Origin of the sequence: Psychroflexus lacisalsi (assembly GCF_020164495.1) — a bacterium.
GTDB lineage: Bacteria > Bacteroidota > Bacteroidia > Flavobacteriales > Flavobacteriaceae > Psychroflexus > Psychroflexus lacisalsi.
The window spans coordinates 237,717-254,744 of sequence record NZ_JAIQYZ010000003.1 but is presented as its reverse complement, the minus strand read 5'-3'; the positions used below and the strand labels follow the sequence as shown (position 1 = coordinate 254,744).

Genomic DNA, 17,028 nt, shown 5'->3' with positions numbered 1-17,028 from the left:
TGAGATTTTTGATTATTAGTTTTCAAGTTTACATGCGCTGAGGAACTGAAATTCCAAGCACTGAAAAACTCTTTTTTATGACTTCTGCAACCAATCTTGCCAATTCCACCCGGAATTCAATTTGTTGAGGTTCATCGGCTCCCAATATTGAAACGTTTTGATAAAAAGAATTGAATTCTTTTACCAAGTCGTAGACATAATTGGCGACAAGTGCTGGACTATACTGCTCTGCACTTTGCTGAATGATTTCTGGAAACTGATTTAAAATCTTGATAAGCGCTTTCTCTTTGACATCAAACTTATAATTTGATAAATCTAAAGAAGAGGAATCCAGATTTGCTTTTCTCAATATAGATTGAATTCTCGCATAGGTATACTGTATAAAAGGGCCTGTGTTTCCTTGAAAATCAACAGATTCTTTAGGATCAAATAGTATGCGTTTTTTTGGATCAACTTTTAATATGTAGTATTTAAGCGCGCCAAGACCAATCATTCTGTAAAGCTCATTTTTTTCGTCTTCATCATAACCCTCCAGTTTACCAAGATCCTGGGAAATATTTCTAGCTGTTGAAATCATTTCATCAATTAAATCATCTGCATCTACAACATTGCCTTCACGGCTTTTCATTTTACCGCTTGGTAAATCTACCATACCATAACTTAAATGAAATAGATGGTCTGCCCACTCAAAGCCTAACTTTTTCAAAATCAGAAATAGCACTTTGAAATGATAATCCTGTTCATTTCCTACGGTAAAGACCATCTCATCAATGTCATAATCTGCAACTCTTTGGATGGCAGTCCCAATATCCTGCGTCATGTAAACCGCAGTACCATCTGATCTCAGAACGATTTTTTCATCAAGACCGTCTTCAGACAAATCTATCCAAACGCTACCATCTTCCTTTTTGAAAAACACACCACTTTCAAGTCCAGCTTTAATGTGATCTTTACCAAGAAGGTAAGTTTCACTTTCGTAATAATTCTTATCGAAATCTACACCTAAATTCTTGTAAGTAATTTCAAAACCATCATACACCCATTGGTTCATGGTTTTCCATAACTCAACTACTTTGGGGTCTCCAGCTTCCCATTTTTTCAACATCTCTTGAGCTTCCACAAAAATGGGAGCTTCTTTTTTAGCTTCTTCCAGGATTTTACCCTTTTGCACGAGTTCTTCAATTTCAGCTTTATAGGCTTTATCGAACTCGACATAGTATTTACCAACTAAGTGATCACCTTTAACTCCAGAGGTCTGTGGAGTTTCTCCATCACCAAATTTCTGCCAGGCCACCATGCTTTTACAGATATGAATTCCCCGATCGTTGATAATCTGGGTTTTGTAAACTTGTTTTCCAGCTGCTTTTTGAATTTCAGCTACTGAATATCCCAGCAAATTATTTCTGACGTGACCCAAGTGTAATGGCTTGTTGGTATTAGGAGAAGAATATTCTACCATCACCTTGTCACTTTTATTGTTGACTTCTCGAAAGCCAAAGTTTTTGTCCTTTCGAATGTTATCTACCATTTCTGTAAAGAAATCTTCAGACAGTGATAAATTCAGAAATCCTTTTACAACATTGTATTTTGAAACTTCATCCGAGGAACTTGTAAGATATTCTCCAATTTGTTCACCTAGCTTGACAGGATTAGTTTTAATATATTTTAAGAGGGGAAAAACTACTAATGTAAGATCTCCTTCAAATTCTTTTCTCGTCTGTTGAAATTCAAAGGATTCTATTTCAACTTGATAAGTTTCTTGTAAAAAAGTAGTGAGTTGTTTAGAAAGTTTTGCTTCTAGGGTCATGCTAATATTGTTTCAGTTGCAAAGATAATCTAAAAATTAGAGGGCATTCCAAGATGTGACTTTGGAATTCAGTATATTTCAAATAAAAACATGCTTTTAAATGTTTCTTACAACCGCCCGAAAATAAAACAACAAATCATAGATAAAGTCGGAAAGCCATTCACCTTCATGGAAAGAATAAAACTAGGTGGTATTGGATCTGGAAAACTAAATATAAATTCCTCAAGTATTCAAATTTACAATCTTCTAATTTTAGATAATAATTTAAATATTTGTGGTGTAGAAATGAGACCAAACGGAATAATTGTAACCTTCAGATCCTTATTAGAAACTTACGCGCTTGTTATTCCCTACTATAAGTTGAAATTATACAAAGGGCAATCCAAGGTTTATTCAATTTATATGGATAACTATTTTATAAAAGTTGAAGCTAAAGAAAAGAGAAATCATGAATTTTTGAAAAAAATCCTAAAATACAAATCAGATAATTTCTCCAACGATTTTGAAAATTACTAATTTATGAAAATACTTCTCACAGGAGCAAATGGTTACATAGGGATGCGAGTTTTGCCACTGCTTCTGGACCTTGGGCATGAGGTTGTCTGCGCAGTAAGAAGCGCTGACAGACTTTCTGTTGACAAGGAAATCAAAAATAAAATTGAGATTATAGAAGTTGACTTATTGGACGATATAAAGCCAAATCTTTTTCCCAAAGATATTGATGCTGCTTATTATCTGGTGCATTCCATGACGAGTTCAAATTCTAATTTTTCCAAAAAGGAGCAAACGACAGCAGAGAATTTCAATGCTTACATGAAAGAAACCAGTATAAAGCAGGTTATCTTTTTAAGTGGTATAGTGAATGAAGACAATCTCTCCGAACATCTGGAATCTAGAAAAAATGTAGAAAGTATTTTATACAAAGGAGACTATAATCTTACTGTGGTAAGAGCTGGAATCATTGTAGGTTCTGGTAGTGCTTCTTTTGAAATCATAAGAGATTTATGCGAGAAACTTCCCTTAATGATCACTCCAAAATGGGTAAATACTAAATGCCAGCCTATTGGAATTCGTGATGTATTAAAATTTCTGACAGGCGTATTAGGTAAGGAAGAAACTTACAATGACTCTTTTGATATTGGTGGACCAAATGTACTTTCCTACAAGGATATGATGAAGGGTTACGCCAAAGTGAGGGGATTGAATCTCACCATTATCAATGTTCCAATAATGACTCCTAAGTTATCTTCTTACTGGTTATATTTTGTGACATCTACTTCCTATAAACTTGCAGCAAATTTGGTTGATAGCATGCGAATAAATGTGATTGCAAAAGACCATAGATTACAGGATATTTTAGGAATTGAGCCTCACACCTACGAAGAAGCTATTGAAATGGCATTTGTGAAAATTGAGCAAAATCAAGTAATTTCAAGTTGGAAAGATTCTAAAGTGAGCAGCCGTTACTCACAGAAAGATTTAAATAAATACATCAAGGTTCCTAAGTATGGTTGCTTGCACGATCATCAATCTATGAAAGCAAATGATCCCCAAAAAGCACTGGAAAAAATTTGGGCCATAGGCGGGAAAAACGGTTGGTATTATGCAAATATACTTTGGAAAATAAGAGGTTATATAGATAAGCTTTCTGGAGGCGTTGGTTTAAGAAGAGGACGAACAAATAAAGACAAGATATTCTCAGGCGATTCACTTGATTTTTGGAGAGTTCTTATGGCTGATAAAGAAGAACGCAGATTATTATTATTTGCAGAAATGAGGGTACCAGGCGAAGCCTGGCTGGAATTCTTTATAGACGATAAGGGTGTGGTTCACCAGAATGCCACTTTTAGACCAAAAGGACTAAAAGGAAGATTATACTGGTATTCAATGTTACCTTTCCACTATTTTATTTTTAATGGAATGTTGACTCAAATTTGTAAAGCATCATAAATTAGTTTTCAGATTCAATTGATTCATTGGTGGTATTAATTTGAAAAATCCCGAAACCCTGTGAATTAAGGCGAATGGTTCTTTCAGAATCAACGTTTTCCAAAGTTATGTTGTTAAACACCACAGTGATATTGAATCGTCTTGATAAAACATTATTTCTGAAAAAATCGACGGTAAGGGACTCACTAGAAGTTGGATCTAAATAATTTGGTATTCCATTTCCATTAGTATCGTCGTCTCTAGGGTTTAAATCTGTTTGGGTTGGGGGAACTCCATTATCCAAAGCATTTAGATCTTCGTAGCGACTAATAACACCATCACCATCATCATCTGGATCCAAGTAATTTGGTACACCATTTTCATCTGAATCCAAGTCAATATCTAGCGCATTGCTTCCACCTATTTCCGTGATGGTAAGAATATTATCATTATCGTCATCTTTATCTATAAAATTTGGAATACCATCTTCATCGGTATCATAGTTGAAAATGTCATTATTAGGTCCGCTTTCATCAACATCAGGAATGCCATCTTCATCGGTATCGACATCCGGACCGGACACTTTAATAATTTCAAACTCAACGCTTCCTCCACTTGTGCTCACAAACTCCTCAAGAACATTGGGATTACTTGGTGGAATCTCTTGACAGAAGTAGTCACTGCTGTTTACAGTAGCGTCCAGTCGTCTATAATTAATGCGGTTGGAATTATTTATTGGAACTGAAAATGTACCTGGACGTATTACGCCTTCAATATTTTCCAATATATTTTGCTCAAATGTTAAAGAGATCGCTTCATTAGATTCAGTTACAATGTGAAGAACTTTACGATTGCCTTGAAATTCACAAAGATTTAAATTAGAACCCACATCAAAATTAAAGTCGCTTACTATGATATCTCCATCATCACAACCCATCAAAAAAACACTGCATGCGAACAGTAAAAAGATTCTTTTCATAATATTAAATTCGTCTTCAAATATAAAACAGTTAAGGGATTCCAATTAAATTTGATTTATTTTTGTGAAAGAATTTTTTTATGCAAACAGTTTATTTAGATAATGCAGCCACAACCCAAATAGATAAGGAAGTAATTTCATCTATGCACGAGAGTATGATTTCCAATTTTGGGAATCCTTCTTCAACCCATGCGTTTGGGCGTAAAGCTAAAGCTGTTGTAGAAACTGCCAGAAAATCGATAGCTTCTCTATTAAATGTTCAGTCTGCAAACATCGTATTTACCTCAGGTGGTACCGAAGCAGATAATATGGCTATATCCTGTGCTGTGAGGGATCTTGGGGTCAAACGAATTATTTCTTCGAGGATTGAACATCATGCAGTTTTAAATTGTGTTGAATTTTTAGATTCTGAAAATAAAATTGATTTGCAGTTTGTAAATCTGGATGAAGATGGTTCTGTAGATTTGAGTCATTTAGAAATCCTTTTGGCTGAAGATTCCCCCAAAACCCTTGTTTCTTTGATGCATATCAATAATGAAATTGGAAATATGCTTGACCTAAAGACGGTTGGAGAATTATGTCATAAGCATGGCGCTTTATTTCATAGTGATACTGTACAGTCGGTTGGTCATTATGAAATGAACCTTGCAGATTTACCCGTAGATTTTATTGCTGTCAGCGCACATAAGTTTCATGGTCCCAAGGGTGTTGGATTCTTATATGCAAAAAGCAGAAATTTTCTAAAGCCTTTAATCCATGGAGGGTCTCAAGAACGTGAATTGCGAGCGGGAACTGAAAGTGTGCATAATATTATTGGCTTACAAAAGGCGATGGAATTGGCTTATCATAATTTGAAAGAAGATTCAGATTACATTAAAGACTTAAAAATTTATTTTATTGATTCCCTCAAAAAAGAAATACCTGGCTTAAGATTCAATGGGCATTCTGGAGATTTAGATAAAAGCACATATACAATAGTCAATGTTAGCATTCCTTTATCGTCTTCAGAATCTGATATGATGCTATTTCAATTGGACCTTAAAGGTATTGCATGTTCCAAAGGAAGCGCTTGTCAAAGTGGAGCTCAGCTAGGATCTTTCGTCTTAAATGAGGTTTACGGTGAAAAGCTAGACTATCCAGGAATCCGATTTTCGTTTTCAAAATTTACTACCAAAGAAGAATTGGACTATGTTATATCTACCTTGAAGAGTTTAGCTGTATCAAAAGCCAGCCGAAAACTTTAGATTGAAAACTCTAGGGCTTAGAAAGTTTGGGATTGCAAATTGATTTCTTGAGGATGCATCTCTCACAAAAGTATTTGTAATTGAATTCAATCGGTCAAACATATTGAAGACTTCAAACCCTATATCCACATTTTCGAAGATATTCAACCAGTGTTCTTTCTTTATATTATCATTTGGTTCTTTTAAAGCATAGAAAAAACCAACGTCAAGTCGTTGATAATCTGGCAGTCTACTTTGGAAATCGTAGGGATCCTCAAATTGAGGAGAGCCTCCAGGCAAACCTGTATTGTATACAAGATTCAGGTATAATTTCAGTTTAGGAATGTTAGGTACATAATCCTGAAATAGGGCGGCAAACTTTAATCTTTGGTCTGTAGGCCTTGATATAAATTCGCGACCGCCCTGGCGTTCTTCAGTCTTTAAATAACCGAAACTAAACCAGCTTTCAGTTCCAGGCACAAACTCGCCATTTAGTCTCATATCGAGTCCGTAAGCATAAGCCTCTGCATCATTCCTTGCTCTGTACCGTATCCTCACATTTTCTATGGTGTAGGGATTAACATCATTCATTTTTTTATAATAACCTTCAGTTACAAGTTTGAATGGCCTATTCCATAATTTGAAACTGTAATCGTTAGCAGCTACAAAGTGTATGGATTCCTGAGCCTTAACGGTTGGAATAACTGTACCAGTGGAATCTCTAAGTTCTCTGTAGAAAGGTGGTTGATGATAAAACCCTCCTGAGAGTCTAAACAACATGTCTTTTTCCCAGTTGGGTTTTATAGAAATTTGCGCTCGTGGACTCCAGACTTGTTGTGTATTTGACTCAATTTCTTCTCCAGAAATCCGCCATGCCTGTGTTCTTAATCCAGCATTCATCCATAGTTTGGAACCACCAAGACTTGTTCTATAACTCCATTGAAGAAAAGCAGTGAGTCTATCAATTTTAGTTGAGTTTAAAGCTCTGATACTTTGAAAAGCTTCAATGGGTGAATCGAATGGGTTGTAAGGTTGGTCGTTTGCAAAATCGGGTAGAGGAGGTCGTATGCTGAAGCCAGCAGAATCAATAACTTCATACTCTTGTAGACGATCTCTTATGTCTTCATGTGTATATCTTGATCCATATTCTATAAGATGTTCATCAAGTTTATGACTTGCCAGGTGTTGAGCATTAAAGATTAAAGCGTCAAGATTATTTCTTGCATGCGTAAATTGTGAGCCTGCACCCTCTGTAAACTCAACTTCTCCAAGATTTCCATCGCCAAAATCAGTGCTGACACTTCCTAACCTATAGTTGGCAAGAATATCAAAATATTCCTGCTCTTTGGTATGGTATGCTGAAGCTATAAATTTTCCAGTATAATTTTCATTGGGTTTGTAGGTCGCTTTCAAAGCACCAAAGTAAGTTTCATATTTGTCTTCTTCCTCACCTTCATAAAACACTAAAAGAGCCTGAGGGTCATCTATAGTTCCAAAATTAGTCTGTCTGGTAAAAGGCTCATAGTTGTAGGTGTTTATGGCAATATTTCCTAGAAAACTCAGTTCAAATTTTGGGCTGAATTGATAGGTTAAAAAGGTTTGAACATCAGCGAACCTGGGTTTAAAGTTGGCTTCGGTTTCTTTAGAATTAACAAATAGAGAGTTGTCTCGATAACGCATACCAACAATGGCGGAAAGTTTTTTGTTTTTTGAAATCCCTTCTACAGAAGCACTTCCGCCTAGAAAACTCGCTTCAAAACTTCCTCCAAAACTCACAGGTCTTCTGTATTCAATATCCAAAACTGAAGACATTTTATCACCGTATCTAGCTTTAAACCCACCAGCAGAAAACTCTACATTTCTGACTAAATCAGTATTGACAAAGCTAAGACCTTCTTGTTGTCCGCTTCGGATTAAGAAAGGTCTATAGATTTCAATATCATTGACATACACCAGATTTTCATCAAAATTTCCTCCTCTTACAGAATATTGTGTGCTCAATTCATTGTTTGAATTTACACCAGGAAGGGTTTTAAGAAGGTTTTCGACACCAGCATTTGCACCCGGAATTTTCCTAACGGTTTCAGGAGTAAGCGTTGTAACTCCTTCAATTCTAGCTCGTCCTTCATTCTGTAAAATAACTTCTCCTATTTGTTCAATATTGGTTTTTAAAACAAAATTAAATTCCTCCACCTGATTAGGTTTCAGTTTAATTTTAAGAATGATGGGTTGAAAACCAATGTAGGATATTTTTAATTCAACGGTTTGATTTGAAGGAATTTCTAATTTATAAAATCCATTGCTGTTGGATACTGTACCAGAGGAAGATGTACTTACGTTTGCAGATGCAACTGTGTTTTTATCTTCATCAAATATTATTCCTTGAACCAGTGCTGTTTGTGATTGAGCAGCAGCCAAACTAAAAAAGGTTAAAAGAAGGCAGAAGTATTTCAAGCTTATGGAGTTAGTTTTTTCTGGAGAATTCTGCTTCAAATATAGCAGTATTTCCAACTTTATCTGTGACAATCACCTTTAAATTATTTCTGGTTTCCCTTACTACGCCATCGTTGAAATCATGTGTAAGGGTTTTGGTTTTATAGTCATATTCCATCAATATAAATTCCCCATTAACAGTAGCTCTATAACTTTCAATACCTGTTTCCGCGTCATCAATTTCCAATTCTAGGTATCTGTAGTTAGACAACCATTGACCATCTTTAAAGTTTTTTGGTTTGATAGTCGGAGGTGTGTTATCTTCAAATAGCTTGTAAGCCCCAAACTGGTTTGTTTTGGTAGTTAGCCGGTCTTTTTTCTTGTAAGTGCTTACATAGTACTTACTGCCCCAGGGTGCAACTTTGGCAATATATAATTTTGCCTGATCTTCTTTTGAATATTGACTTACGTCAAATCCAATAGTGACTGACTTATGAAGAGGTGTGGTTTCTTTATGTAAATCAACGCTTAAACCTTCAATATTAATATCCAAAAACGTATCATCGTAAAGCGCATTTTTAGGAATAAAAATATCAATTTTTCCTTCTTCAAAAACAGTTGCTGCGTTTGCTTTTACAAAATATTCAGTTTCATTAATTTCTTTAGTGGGAAGATCCTCTTTGAAATCTGTTTCTAGCGGAATTGTAATGCTTTGAGAATTTCCTTTGAAGTCTGAAACTATAATTTCAAAATTTTGGTCCAGACTGTCTTTTTGAATACTAATAGTTCCGCTTTCAAAAACATCGTTGAATACACTCAGCGGATTATTTTCTTCAACAAAAAGTTTGTGAATTTTTCTCTTTTCTGTTGTATAGTAACTGAAATCAATCAAACGATTGATGTAGCGGGTTTCGTAAAACGAAAATTTGTCAAACGTATTTTCAAAAACAGGCTTACCGTTGAGTAAAGTTTTTACTGAATAAACACCATTCTTATTGTAAGTTAAATCTAAAACATCATAAGCATCAATCCCAAAGCCTATTTCACCAAAGGCTTTTATAGGTTCAGTTCTGTAACTTCCATCATTTCGTTGTATAAGTTTTAGCTGAACACGTTCAGTATGACCATTGATGTGTGAATTTGCGTTTAAAGGATATGCGTGCAAAGCAAATATTTGTGGTTTTCGAGAGTCTTTGATTTCTTCAAACCCAAAAATAAAAGGATTCATGGGCTTCGAATTGAAATCTCTTATTTCAAAATGTAAGTGAGGACCTCCGCTAGAGCCAGAATTTCCACTATACCCGATTATATCACCCTGAGAAACTACCAATTCTTTATCTGATGGGAATAGTTCTATTTCATAAGATTCTTTCCTGTACTGAGCTTTTTTGATCAGAGCTTCTATTTCTTTTGAAAAATTTTCCAAATGTGCGTAAACACTTTGATAGCCATTGGGATGATAAATGTAAAGGGCTTTTCCGTAACCTCCATGCTGAATTTTGATTCTACCTATATAGCCTTCTGCAGATGCAGCCACAGCAAGACCAGTCACCCCTTTTGTTTTGATATCCAAACCAGCGTGAAAGTGATTTGACCTTAACTCACCGAAGGTTCCAGACAGCAGTAGAGGTATGTCCAGTGGAGATTCAAAATAATCTTTCGGGATTTCATCCTGAGCATAGGTTAGACTAATGCACGATAGGAAAATTGAAATCAGAAATTTTTTAAACATTAGGAGGTATTTATTTAAATTTAAAATTATTTATTTAGACGTTGACGTTTTGCTTCAAAAATTAGGATAGAGGCAGAAACTGACACATTGAGAGAATCAACCTTTCCTTCCATTGGGATTTTAACTACTTTATAGGCTTGAGATCTCCAGTTTTCAGATAAACCGTCATGTTCTGTACCTACGACTACTGCAGTGGCTTCTGTAAAATCTTCTTGCAGATAAGAATTTGAATTTTGGAGTGCTGCTGCAAAAATATTTATGTTATTCTTTTTAAGATACTCAATTATTTCTAAAGTGGACCCTGTGGCAATTTTGTTTGTAAAAACTGTCCCAACGCTTGATCTAATGATATTAGGATTGTAAAGGTCTGTTTTGGGACTTGCAATAATTACAGCGTCTAGATTGGCAGCATCACACGTTCTAAGTAATGCCCCAATATTTCCAGGTTTTTCTGGCGCTTCAGCAACCAAAATAAGAGGGGTTTTAGTTTCAAAATGTAAATCATCCACACTTAAACTCTTGGCTGTAGCGATAGCTATAATGCCGCCTGTAGAGGAACGGTAAGCAATTTTTTCAAAAACCTCCTTAGAGATCTCAATCACCTCAAAGTCTAGGTCATTTAATTCAATAGTGTTTTCAAAAATATCATTACATACCAGGACTTGCTTTAGTTTATAGTTTGATTCAATGGCATAAGTTAATTCCTGAACACCTTCAATGACAAATTCATTTCCGCTACTTCTAAGTTTTGACTTTTTCTGAAGTAAAAGCAAATGTTTGATCAGTGAATTACTAAGACTTGTGATTTGTTTTCTCATCATATGGAAATAAAAAAAGCTTCTGAAATCTTGATTTCAGAAGCTTCAAATGTAATTAAATCTCAACTATTATAAGTGAATTACTTCGTCGTATGCATCTGCAGTGGCTTCCATTACAGCCTCACTCATGGTAGGGTGTGGGTGTATAGCTTTTAAGACTTCATGACCTGTAGTTTCAAGCTTTCTACCCAAAACGGCTTCAGCAATCATATCGGTTACACCAGCACCTATCATATGGCAACCTAACCATTCACCATATTTAGCGTCAAAAATAACTTTTACAAAACCATCTTTAGCTCCAGAGGCACTTGCTTTACCAGATGCTGAAAATGGAAACTTACCAACTTTGATCTCGTATCCAGCTTCTTTAGCTTGTTTTTCTGTCATACCAACACTTGCAATTTCAGGATTAGAATATGTACATCCAGGTACGTTGCCATAATCTAAAGGTTCAACTTTTTCACCCTTAATTTTTTCAACACAAAGAATACCTTCAGCTGAAGCTACGTGAGCTAAAGCTGGACCAGCAGTTACATCACCTATAGCGTAGTAGCCTGGAACATTCGTTTGGTAAAAGTCATTAACTGTGATTTTGTCTTTATCTGTTTTGATGCCAACATCTTCAAGTCCGATGTTTTCAATATGGGTTTTGATGCCCACAGCAGAAAGAACAATATCCGCTTCGATCACTTCTTCTCCCTTTTTGGTTTTAACAGTGGCTTTTGCTTTCTTTCCAGATGTATCAACACTTTCTACTGAAGAATTGGTCATTACTTTAATACCTTTCTTCTTATATATTCTTTCAAATTGCTTTGAAACCTCTTCATCTTCCAAAGGAACGATATTAGGTAGGAATTCTACCAAAGTAACTTTAGTCCCCATGTCGTTATAAAAACTAGCAAACTCACAACCAATGGCTCCGGATCCTACAATGATCATAGATTCTGGTTGTTTTTCCAGAGTCATAGCTTTTCTGTATTCTATCACTTTTTTACCATCCAAAGGTAAGTTTGGAAGTTCTCTGGCATGTGCACCAGTTGCAATAATTACGTGATCTGCTTCATATTCAGATGTTTTTCCTTTATCATCCTTTACAGAAACTTTCTTTCCTTTTTTAAGAGTTCCATGTCCCATGATAACGTCAATCTTATTTTTTTTCATCAGGAACTGAACACCTTTACTCATGCCTTCAGCAATACTTCTACTACGTTTGACGACTTTTGTAAAGTCTTTGTCTGGGTTTTCAACGCTTAGACCATAGTCTTCAGCGTGATTTAAATATTCAAAAACCTGTGCGCTTTTTAATAAAGCTTTTGTAGGAATACATCCCCAGTTAAGACAAATACCGCCTAAGCTTTCTTTTTCAATTACCGCTGTCTTAAAGCCTAGTTGTGAAGCTCGAATAGCTGCAACATAACCGCCTGGACCACTACCTAAAACTATAATATCGTATTTACTCATAACATTTTGTTTGCTAATATTTTTAAAAATGCTAAATTAAGAATAATCCACATATTTGCACTGAAAACGACAGTGTTATTTATAAGATCAAGGCCAATAGGATACCCAAAACTATAATTCCAAATTTATAGATATTGAATTTGTGGTCCTTGGAAGATTCAAATAAAATGGTGGTAGACACATGAAGGAAAATACCAATAACGATAGCGTTTAAATACAAACCAATATCGTCAAGTAAAACTGTGTTTGCCTGAACAAAACTACCCAGAGGAGTCATGATGCCAAAAACCAAAAGGAAGATAATAATTTTAAACTTTGATAAGTTGGTATTGAATAAAAACGAAGCGATGATGATAGCAATAGGTACTTTATGAATAATCACAGCATAAAGTAAATGATCGTTTTCATGTATTGGAATCCCTTCCAAAAAAGCGTGGATACACAAACTGATGAAAAGAACAAATGGGAAACTCGTTTTTTCTTTTGATAAATGCAAATGGCCGTGCTCTGCACCACCTGATAAATATTCTAGCATAATTTGAAGTAGTATGCCTCCTAAAACATAAACACCAATAGAATCAACTCCTGAATTGTAAATGTCTGGTAGAAATTCTAAAACTGTAACCGATAGTAAAAACGATCCACTAAAAGCGAGAAGTAGATTGATTGTAATTGATTTTTGATAAATGAAATATGAGATTCCAAATCCTATAAGTACGGCTATGATAGGTAAAAGTAAATTCATATTAAAGATGTAATTCTCTTTTGATTATTTTAAAAATCTCGATTCAAAAATTTAAGGGTGCAAAATTAGTGTATTTTTGCACTCCAAAATATCTTCTTCATGGAAAATAATTTCAAAATGATTGCCAAGTGTCTTTACGAATTTGAGGATGACCTTGCAAAAGAACTGAGACAACTTGGAGCTATGGACATCCAGAAAGGAGTGAGGCATGTCTCTTTTGTAGGAGACCTTGGTTTTATGTATAAGGCAAACCTAAGTTTAAGAACAGCAATAAGCATTTTGAAACCTATTTTTAGTTTTAAAATTTATAACGAAGAAGATTTTTATAAAAAGATAAATGCCTTTGCCTGGGAAAATTTAATTGATAAGAATGGAACTTTTGCAGTAGAATCTACAGTGAATTCTGAAATCTTCACGCATTCCAGATATGTGGTTTTCAGAACTAAGGATGCTATCGTAGATAGATTCCGTGATAAATTTGAATCCAGACCAAATATTGATACTGATAGACCAGACCTCCAGGTAAGTGTTCACATTGATAGGGGGAATTGTGAAATCAGTTTGAATTCTTCCGGAGATCCTCTTTTTAAAAGAGGTTATAAAACAGCAACCAATATCGCACCAATTAATGAAGTTTTAGCTGCGGGTTTACTTTTGAAGTCTGGCTGGTCAGGACAATGCGATTTCCTCGATCCTATGTGTGGTAGTGGAACACTTCTTATTGAAGCAGCGATGATAGCTTGTAATATCCCACCAAACATCAATCGTGAGCACTTTGCTTTTCAGAAGTGGGAAGATTTTGATGAAAACTTGTTTGAAATCATCAAAGACTCCGCTTTAAAAAAAGTAAGATCTTTCGATTTTGAAATTAAGGGTTATGATAAAGCTCCATCGGCAGTAGAAAAATCAATTCAAAACATAGAAAATGCTAATCTTTCAGAATTTATTGAGGTAAAGCGTCAAGATTTTTTCGAAACTTCTAAAACATCAGACCGTCACTTGCACATGGTTTTCAATCCTCCGTATGGGGTGAGATTGGATGTTGATATACCTAAATTTTATTCTAAAATTGGAGATACTTTAAAACAAAACTATCCAGGGACTTCAGCCTGGTTTATTGTTGCAGATCTCGAGGCCATAAAACATGTTGGCTTAAGACCCTCTCGAAAAATTAAATTATACAACGCCAAATTGGAATCCAGATTATTGAATTACCAAATTTATGAGGGTTCCAAAAAAGCAGCAAAGCAATAATTAATTATTTGCAGCTTGTGTTTTCATTTTGGAGTAAATAGGGATCAAATAGCTTATGGAGTAACCCCATCCAGCGCCTATACTTGAGTTATCGAAGGTTCTTCGGAACCCTGGAACGTAAAGATTATCGTAATTTGGAATTTCGGTAGTTGTTATCATATTTTTGAGTTGCACGTGAGCCCCCAGATAAAAATTATCGAAAATATTCACCCTTAGTCCAGCTTGAAATTCAATCCAACTGGCAGTAAGGTTTCCAAAACTCCTGCCATCATCCCTTATGTCTGGAGGAAAGTAATCGTCTGTAGTATAGATTCTATAGTTTTTTAAATCTTGAGAATAAGCTGCAAAACCGTATCGAAATCCAACATAAATTAAGTTTTGCATCCCAATCCAGTTGTCGTACACATTATAATTGACCCCAATTTTTATGTAACTCCCATCAGATTCATTAAGAATGTTTTGATTGTTAAACGTGGCTTGCTCGTTTCCCAATTCACCAGCTATATATAAGTTTTCAGAAAACCTATAGTCAGCGCCAATTTCGAGTCCTTGATAATTATCGTCCCAGAAACTTTGACCAATTCTACTTAAGTCCAGGCTCAAAGTAAGTCCATATTTATCTTTATAAAAAATGGAATCGCTGACTTGCTCATACTGCACTTCACTGTTCTCTTGCGCTATACCATAACAAGAAAAGAGTAAGCAGAATGAACTAGTAAAAGATAAAAAGGTGAGTTTCAGATTCATTTTCTATTGTATTTTCTATGATTTGGATATCTCTTATCCAGCCTTCTGAACTTGTTTCTTGGTCTTCTAGGCTTGCTCTAAAATCAAAGAAGTTCACTTTAAATCCGCAAGCCCTACTTACATAAAGTTCTTCTGTAGCGTAAGAAAAGGTAAGCGTATCTCTAAGTCCACCTGACTCTGCTAATGCATTCAAATTAAAAACATAACTAGTCTCAATAGAATCTGTTTTCAAAGGAATGGAAATAGTTGACGTTGAATTAAAAAGTAAAGCTGTGTCTTTTTCAAACGTTCTAACGGCTAAATCTCTCACGTTTTTTGGGCTCTCTGTGTTATTGATGTCGAAAAACTCAATTACCAATTTTGGTGTGGTAGGTGTTGCTTCAGGACAAATATCATCCCTTTCGCAGGATAACAAAAGAAATGTTACCGCAGTTATAAGAAAAAAGTTAAGAATTATGTTTTTCATTCTTTTAAACTTAAACAAACTACATTCTCCACATGATGTGTCTGTGGAAACATATCTACCGCTTGGCTTTTTTCAACTTTATAGAATGCATCCATGAGTTGCAAATCTCTTGCTTGAGTCGCTGAGTTACAGCTGACATAAACAATTCGCTTTGGTTTGACACTTAGGATTTGTTCCACAACTTCTTTGTGCATTCCCTCTCTGGGAGGATCTGTAATTATGACATCTGGTTGACCGTGTTCTGAAATAAAACCGGAAGTAAAAATCTTTTTCATATCACCAGCAAAGAAAGACGTATTTTCAATACCGTTCAATTTTGCATTTGCTTTTGCATCTTCTATGGCCTCTGGGACGGCTTCTATACCAACCACATGTTTAGCCTTTTTAGCTACAAATTGAGCAATAGTACCCGTTCCTGTATATAAATCGTAAACAAGCTCGTCACCACTTAAGTTGGCAAAGTCTCTTGCTATCTTATAAAGTTCATAGGCTTGCTGAGAATTGGTCTGGTAAAAGGATTTGGCGTTGATCTTAAATTTTAAGCCTTCCATTTCTTCATAAATAAAGTCTTGCCCAAAATATTTTATCACTTCCTGATCATAAATAGTGTCATTTCCCTTTTCGTTGATCACATATTGTAATGAAGTAACATCAGGAAACTCTTCAGTGATATAATCCAGAAGAAGTTCACGTTTAGCCTTATGTTCTTGATAGAATTGAATCAAAATCATGTATTCACCAGTGGAGCTTGTTCTTATCATTAACGTTCTAAGTAACCCAATTTGGTCTCTGGGGTTGAAGAATTCTATATTATTTTCTGTAGCAAAATCTCTCACTTTATTTCTGATGTCATTGCTGGGATCCTCCTGTAAATGGCACTTTTCAAGGTTTAAAATTTTATCCCACATTCCAGGAATGTGAAATCCAAGTGCATTTTTATCTTGGATATCCTCACCACTTGCGATTTCCGATTCTGTGAGCCATCTACTATTACTGAAGGAAAACTCCATTTTATTTCTATAGAAATAAATTTTTTCACTTCCGAGAATTGGTTTGGTTTCAGCAATTTCAACTTTACCAATACGTTTAAGGTTCTCCAAAACCTCTTTCTCCTTATAAAAAAGCTGATGCTCGTAAGCCATATTTTGCCACTTACATCCACCACACACTCCAAAGTGTTGGCAGACAGGTTCTGTTCGTTTTGGAGAAAGCTCAACAAAGCGAAGAGGTTTTGCCTGGTAGTAAGATTTACGTTTTTTGTAAGTCGTAACGTCTACAACATCTCCAGGGACAACCTTGTCTATTATTAAAACCCTGCCATCAGTAGCTTTTCCTATTCCTTTTCCTTTTCCGCCTGCATCGAGGACTTTTATATTTTCAAAGGTTTTTCTTGTGTTTTTACGTCTTGCCATGCGACAAAAATAAAGCAATGTT

Annotated in this window: 14 protein-coding genes; 4 read left to right on the top strand and 10 right to left on the bottom strand. The window is 35.3% G+C overall.

Going from position 1 to position 17,028, the window contains the following annotated elements:
• Positions 1-28 precede the first annotated feature (28 nt).
• Positions 29-1,807, bottom strand: a complete 1,779-nt coding sequence (argS, locus tag LB449_RS10600) for an arginine--tRNA ligase (RefSeq protein WP_224455079.1) — start codon at positions 1,805-1,807, stop codon at positions 29-31.
• 90 nt (positions 1,808-1,897) lie between these two features.
• Here argS and LB449_RS10595 point away from each other — a divergent pair, with 90 nt between their 5' ends.
• Together LB449_RS10595 and LB449_RS10590 are read left to right on the top strand one after the other, a co-directional pair.
• Positions 1,898-2,323, top strand: coding sequence for a hypothetical protein (locus LB449_RS10595; RefSeq protein ID WP_224455078.1), 426 nt, complete (start codon positions 1,898-1,900; stop codon positions 2,321-2,323).
• Between the two features lie 3 nt (positions 2,324-2,326).
• Positions 2,327-3,757: an SDR family oxidoreductase gene (locus LB449_RS10590; protein WP_224455077.1), complete on the top strand. Its 1,431-nt coding sequence runs from the start codon at positions 2,327-2,329 to the stop codon at positions 3,755-3,757.
• Position 3,758: 1 nt separating this feature from the next.
• Here the strand turns inward: LB449_RS10590 and LB449_RS10585 are convergent, their stop codons facing one another.
• On the bottom strand, positions 3,759-4,715 hold the full coding sequence (locus LB449_RS10585) for a hypothetical protein (protein WP_224455076.1): 957 nt from the start codon (positions 4,713-4,715) through the stop codon (positions 3,759-3,761).
• A gap of 80 nt (positions 4,716-4,795) precedes the next feature.
• Between LB449_RS10585 and LB449_RS10580 the strand changes: the two genes are divergently transcribed.
• On the top strand, positions 4,796-5,959 hold the full coding sequence (locus LB449_RS10580; RefSeq protein WP_224455075.1) for a cysteine desulfurase family protein: 1,164 nt from the start codon (positions 4,796-4,798) through the stop codon (positions 5,957-5,959).
• Here the strand turns inward: LB449_RS10580 and LB449_RS10575 are convergent.
• The 5 genes from LB449_RS10575 to LB449_RS10555 form a co-directional block, all read right to left on the bottom strand.
• Positions 5,936-8,398: a TonB-dependent receptor gene (locus LB449_RS10575; RefSeq protein ID WP_394372314.1), complete on the bottom strand. Its 2,463-nt coding sequence runs from the start codon at positions 8,396-8,398 to the stop codon at positions 5,936-5,938. The two genes, LB449_RS10580 and LB449_RS10575, sit on opposite strands and share 24 nt — an antisense overlap.
• Positions 8,399-8,402: 4 nt before the next feature.
• Positions 8,403-10,103: a M23 family metallopeptidase gene (locus LB449_RS10570; protein ID WP_224455073.1), complete on the bottom strand. Its 1,701-nt coding sequence runs from the start codon at positions 10,101-10,103 to the stop codon at positions 8,403-8,405.
• A 26-nt stretch (positions 10,104-10,129) separates the two neighbouring features.
• A complete protein-coding gene (locus LB449_RS10565) occupies positions 10,130-10,921 on the bottom strand; it encodes a TrmH family RNA methyltransferase (RefSeq protein WP_224455120.1) in 792 nt (263 codons plus the stop codon).
• A 69-nt stretch (positions 10,922-10,990) separates the two neighbouring features.
• Complete coding sequence (gene lpdA, locus LB449_RS10560) at positions 10,991-12,382, bottom strand: dihydrolipoyl dehydrogenase (RefSeq protein WP_224455072.1); 1,392 nt, start codon at positions 12,380-12,382, stop codon at positions 10,991-10,993.
• A gap of 79 nt (positions 12,383-12,461) precedes the next feature.
• Entirely contained in the window at positions 12,462-13,127 is a 666-nt protein-coding gene (locus LB449_RS10555) for a ZIP family metal transporter (RefSeq protein ID WP_224455071.1), read from the bottom strand.
• Positions 13,128-13,226: 99 nt separating this feature from the next.
• Here LB449_RS10555 and LB449_RS10550 point away from each other — a divergent pair, with 99 nt between their 5' ends.
• Positions 13,227-14,381: a THUMP domain-containing class I SAM-dependent RNA methyltransferase gene (locus LB449_RS10550; RefSeq protein WP_224455070.1), complete on the top strand. Its 1,155-nt coding sequence runs from the start codon at positions 13,227-13,229 to the stop codon at positions 14,379-14,381.
• Here the strand turns inward: LB449_RS10550 and LB449_RS10545 are convergent, their stop codons facing one another.
• From LB449_RS10545 to rlmD, 3 genes are read right to left on the bottom strand one after another with little or no spacing between them, the layout of a single operon-like run.
• Positions 14,382-15,128, bottom strand: a complete 747-nt coding sequence (locus LB449_RS10545) for a DUF6048 family protein (RefSeq protein ID WP_224455069.1) — start codon at positions 15,126-15,128, stop codon at positions 14,382-14,384.
• Positions 15,094-15,594 carry a DUF6452 family protein gene (locus tag LB449_RS10540; protein WP_224455068.1) on the bottom strand — a complete coding sequence of 167 codons (501 nt, stop codon included), beginning with the start codon at positions 15,592-15,594 and terminating at the stop codon, positions 15,094-15,096. The genes LB449_RS10545 and LB449_RS10540 overlap by 35 nt, the downstream gene beginning before the upstream one ends.
• The gene (rlmD, locus tag LB449_RS10535) at positions 15,591-17,006 is read right to left on the bottom strand and encodes a 23S rRNA (uracil(1939)-C(5))-methyltransferase RlmD (protein WP_224455067.1); all 1,416 of its coding nucleotides are present in this window, start codon (positions 17,004-17,006) and stop codon (positions 15,591-15,593) included. The genes LB449_RS10540 and rlmD overlap by 4 nt, the downstream gene beginning before the upstream one ends.
• Between the last annotated feature and the right edge of the window lie 22 nt (positions 17,007-17,028).

What these genes read in the sequence shown, in the direction of transcription:
- LB449_RS10540 (WP_224455068.1), bottom strand. Translation starts at nt 15,594, where the DNA reads ATGAAAAACATAATTCTTAACTTTTTTCTTATAACTGCGGTAACATTT.
- LB449_RS10550 (WP_224455070.1), top strand. Translation starts at nt 13,227, where the DNA reads ATGGAAAATAATTTCAAAATGATTGCCAAGTGTCTTTACGAATTTGAG.
- LB449_RS10580 (WP_224455075.1), top strand. Translation starts at nt 4,796, where the DNA reads ATGCAAACAGTTTATTTAGATAATGCAGCCACAACCCAAATAGATAAG.
- lpdA (WP_224455072.1), bottom strand. Translation starts at nt 12,382, where the DNA reads ATGAGTAAATACGATATTATAGTTTTAGGTAGTGGTCCAGGCGGTTAT.
- LB449_RS10565 (WP_224455120.1), bottom strand. Translation starts at nt 10,921, where the DNA reads ATGAGAAAACAAATCACAAGTCTTAGTAATTCACTGATCAAACATTTG.
- rlmD (WP_224455067.1), bottom strand. Translation starts at nt 17,006, where the DNA reads ATGGCAAGACGTAAAAACACAAGAAAAACCTTTGAAAATATAAAAGTC.
- LB449_RS10570 (WP_224455073.1), bottom strand. Translation starts at nt 10,103, where the DNA reads ATGTTTAAAAAATTTCTGATTTCAATTTTCCTATCGTGCATTAGTCTA.
- LB449_RS10595 (WP_224455078.1), top strand. Translation starts at nt 1,898, where the DNA reads ATGCTTTTAAATGTTTCTTACAACCGCCCGAAAATAAAACAACAAATC.
- LB449_RS10590 (WP_224455077.1), top strand. Translation starts at nt 2,327, where the DNA reads ATGAAAATACTTCTCACAGGAGCAAATGGTTACATAGGGATGCGAGTT.
- argS (WP_224455079.1), bottom strand. Translation starts at nt 1,807, where the DNA reads ATGACCCTAGAAGCAAAACTTTCTAAACAACTCACTACTTTTTTACAA.
- LB449_RS10555 (WP_224455071.1), bottom strand. Translation starts at nt 13,127, where the DNA reads ATGAATTTACTTTTACCTATCATAGCCGTACTTATAGGATTTGGAATC.
- LB449_RS10585 (WP_224455076.1), bottom strand. Translation starts at nt 4,715, where the DNA reads ATGAAAAGAATCTTTTTACTGTTCGCATGCAGTGTTTTTTTGATGGGT.
- LB449_RS10545 (WP_224455069.1), bottom strand. Translation starts at nt 15,128, where the DNA reads ATGAATCTGAAACTCACCTTTTTATCTTTTACTAGTTCATTCTGCTTA.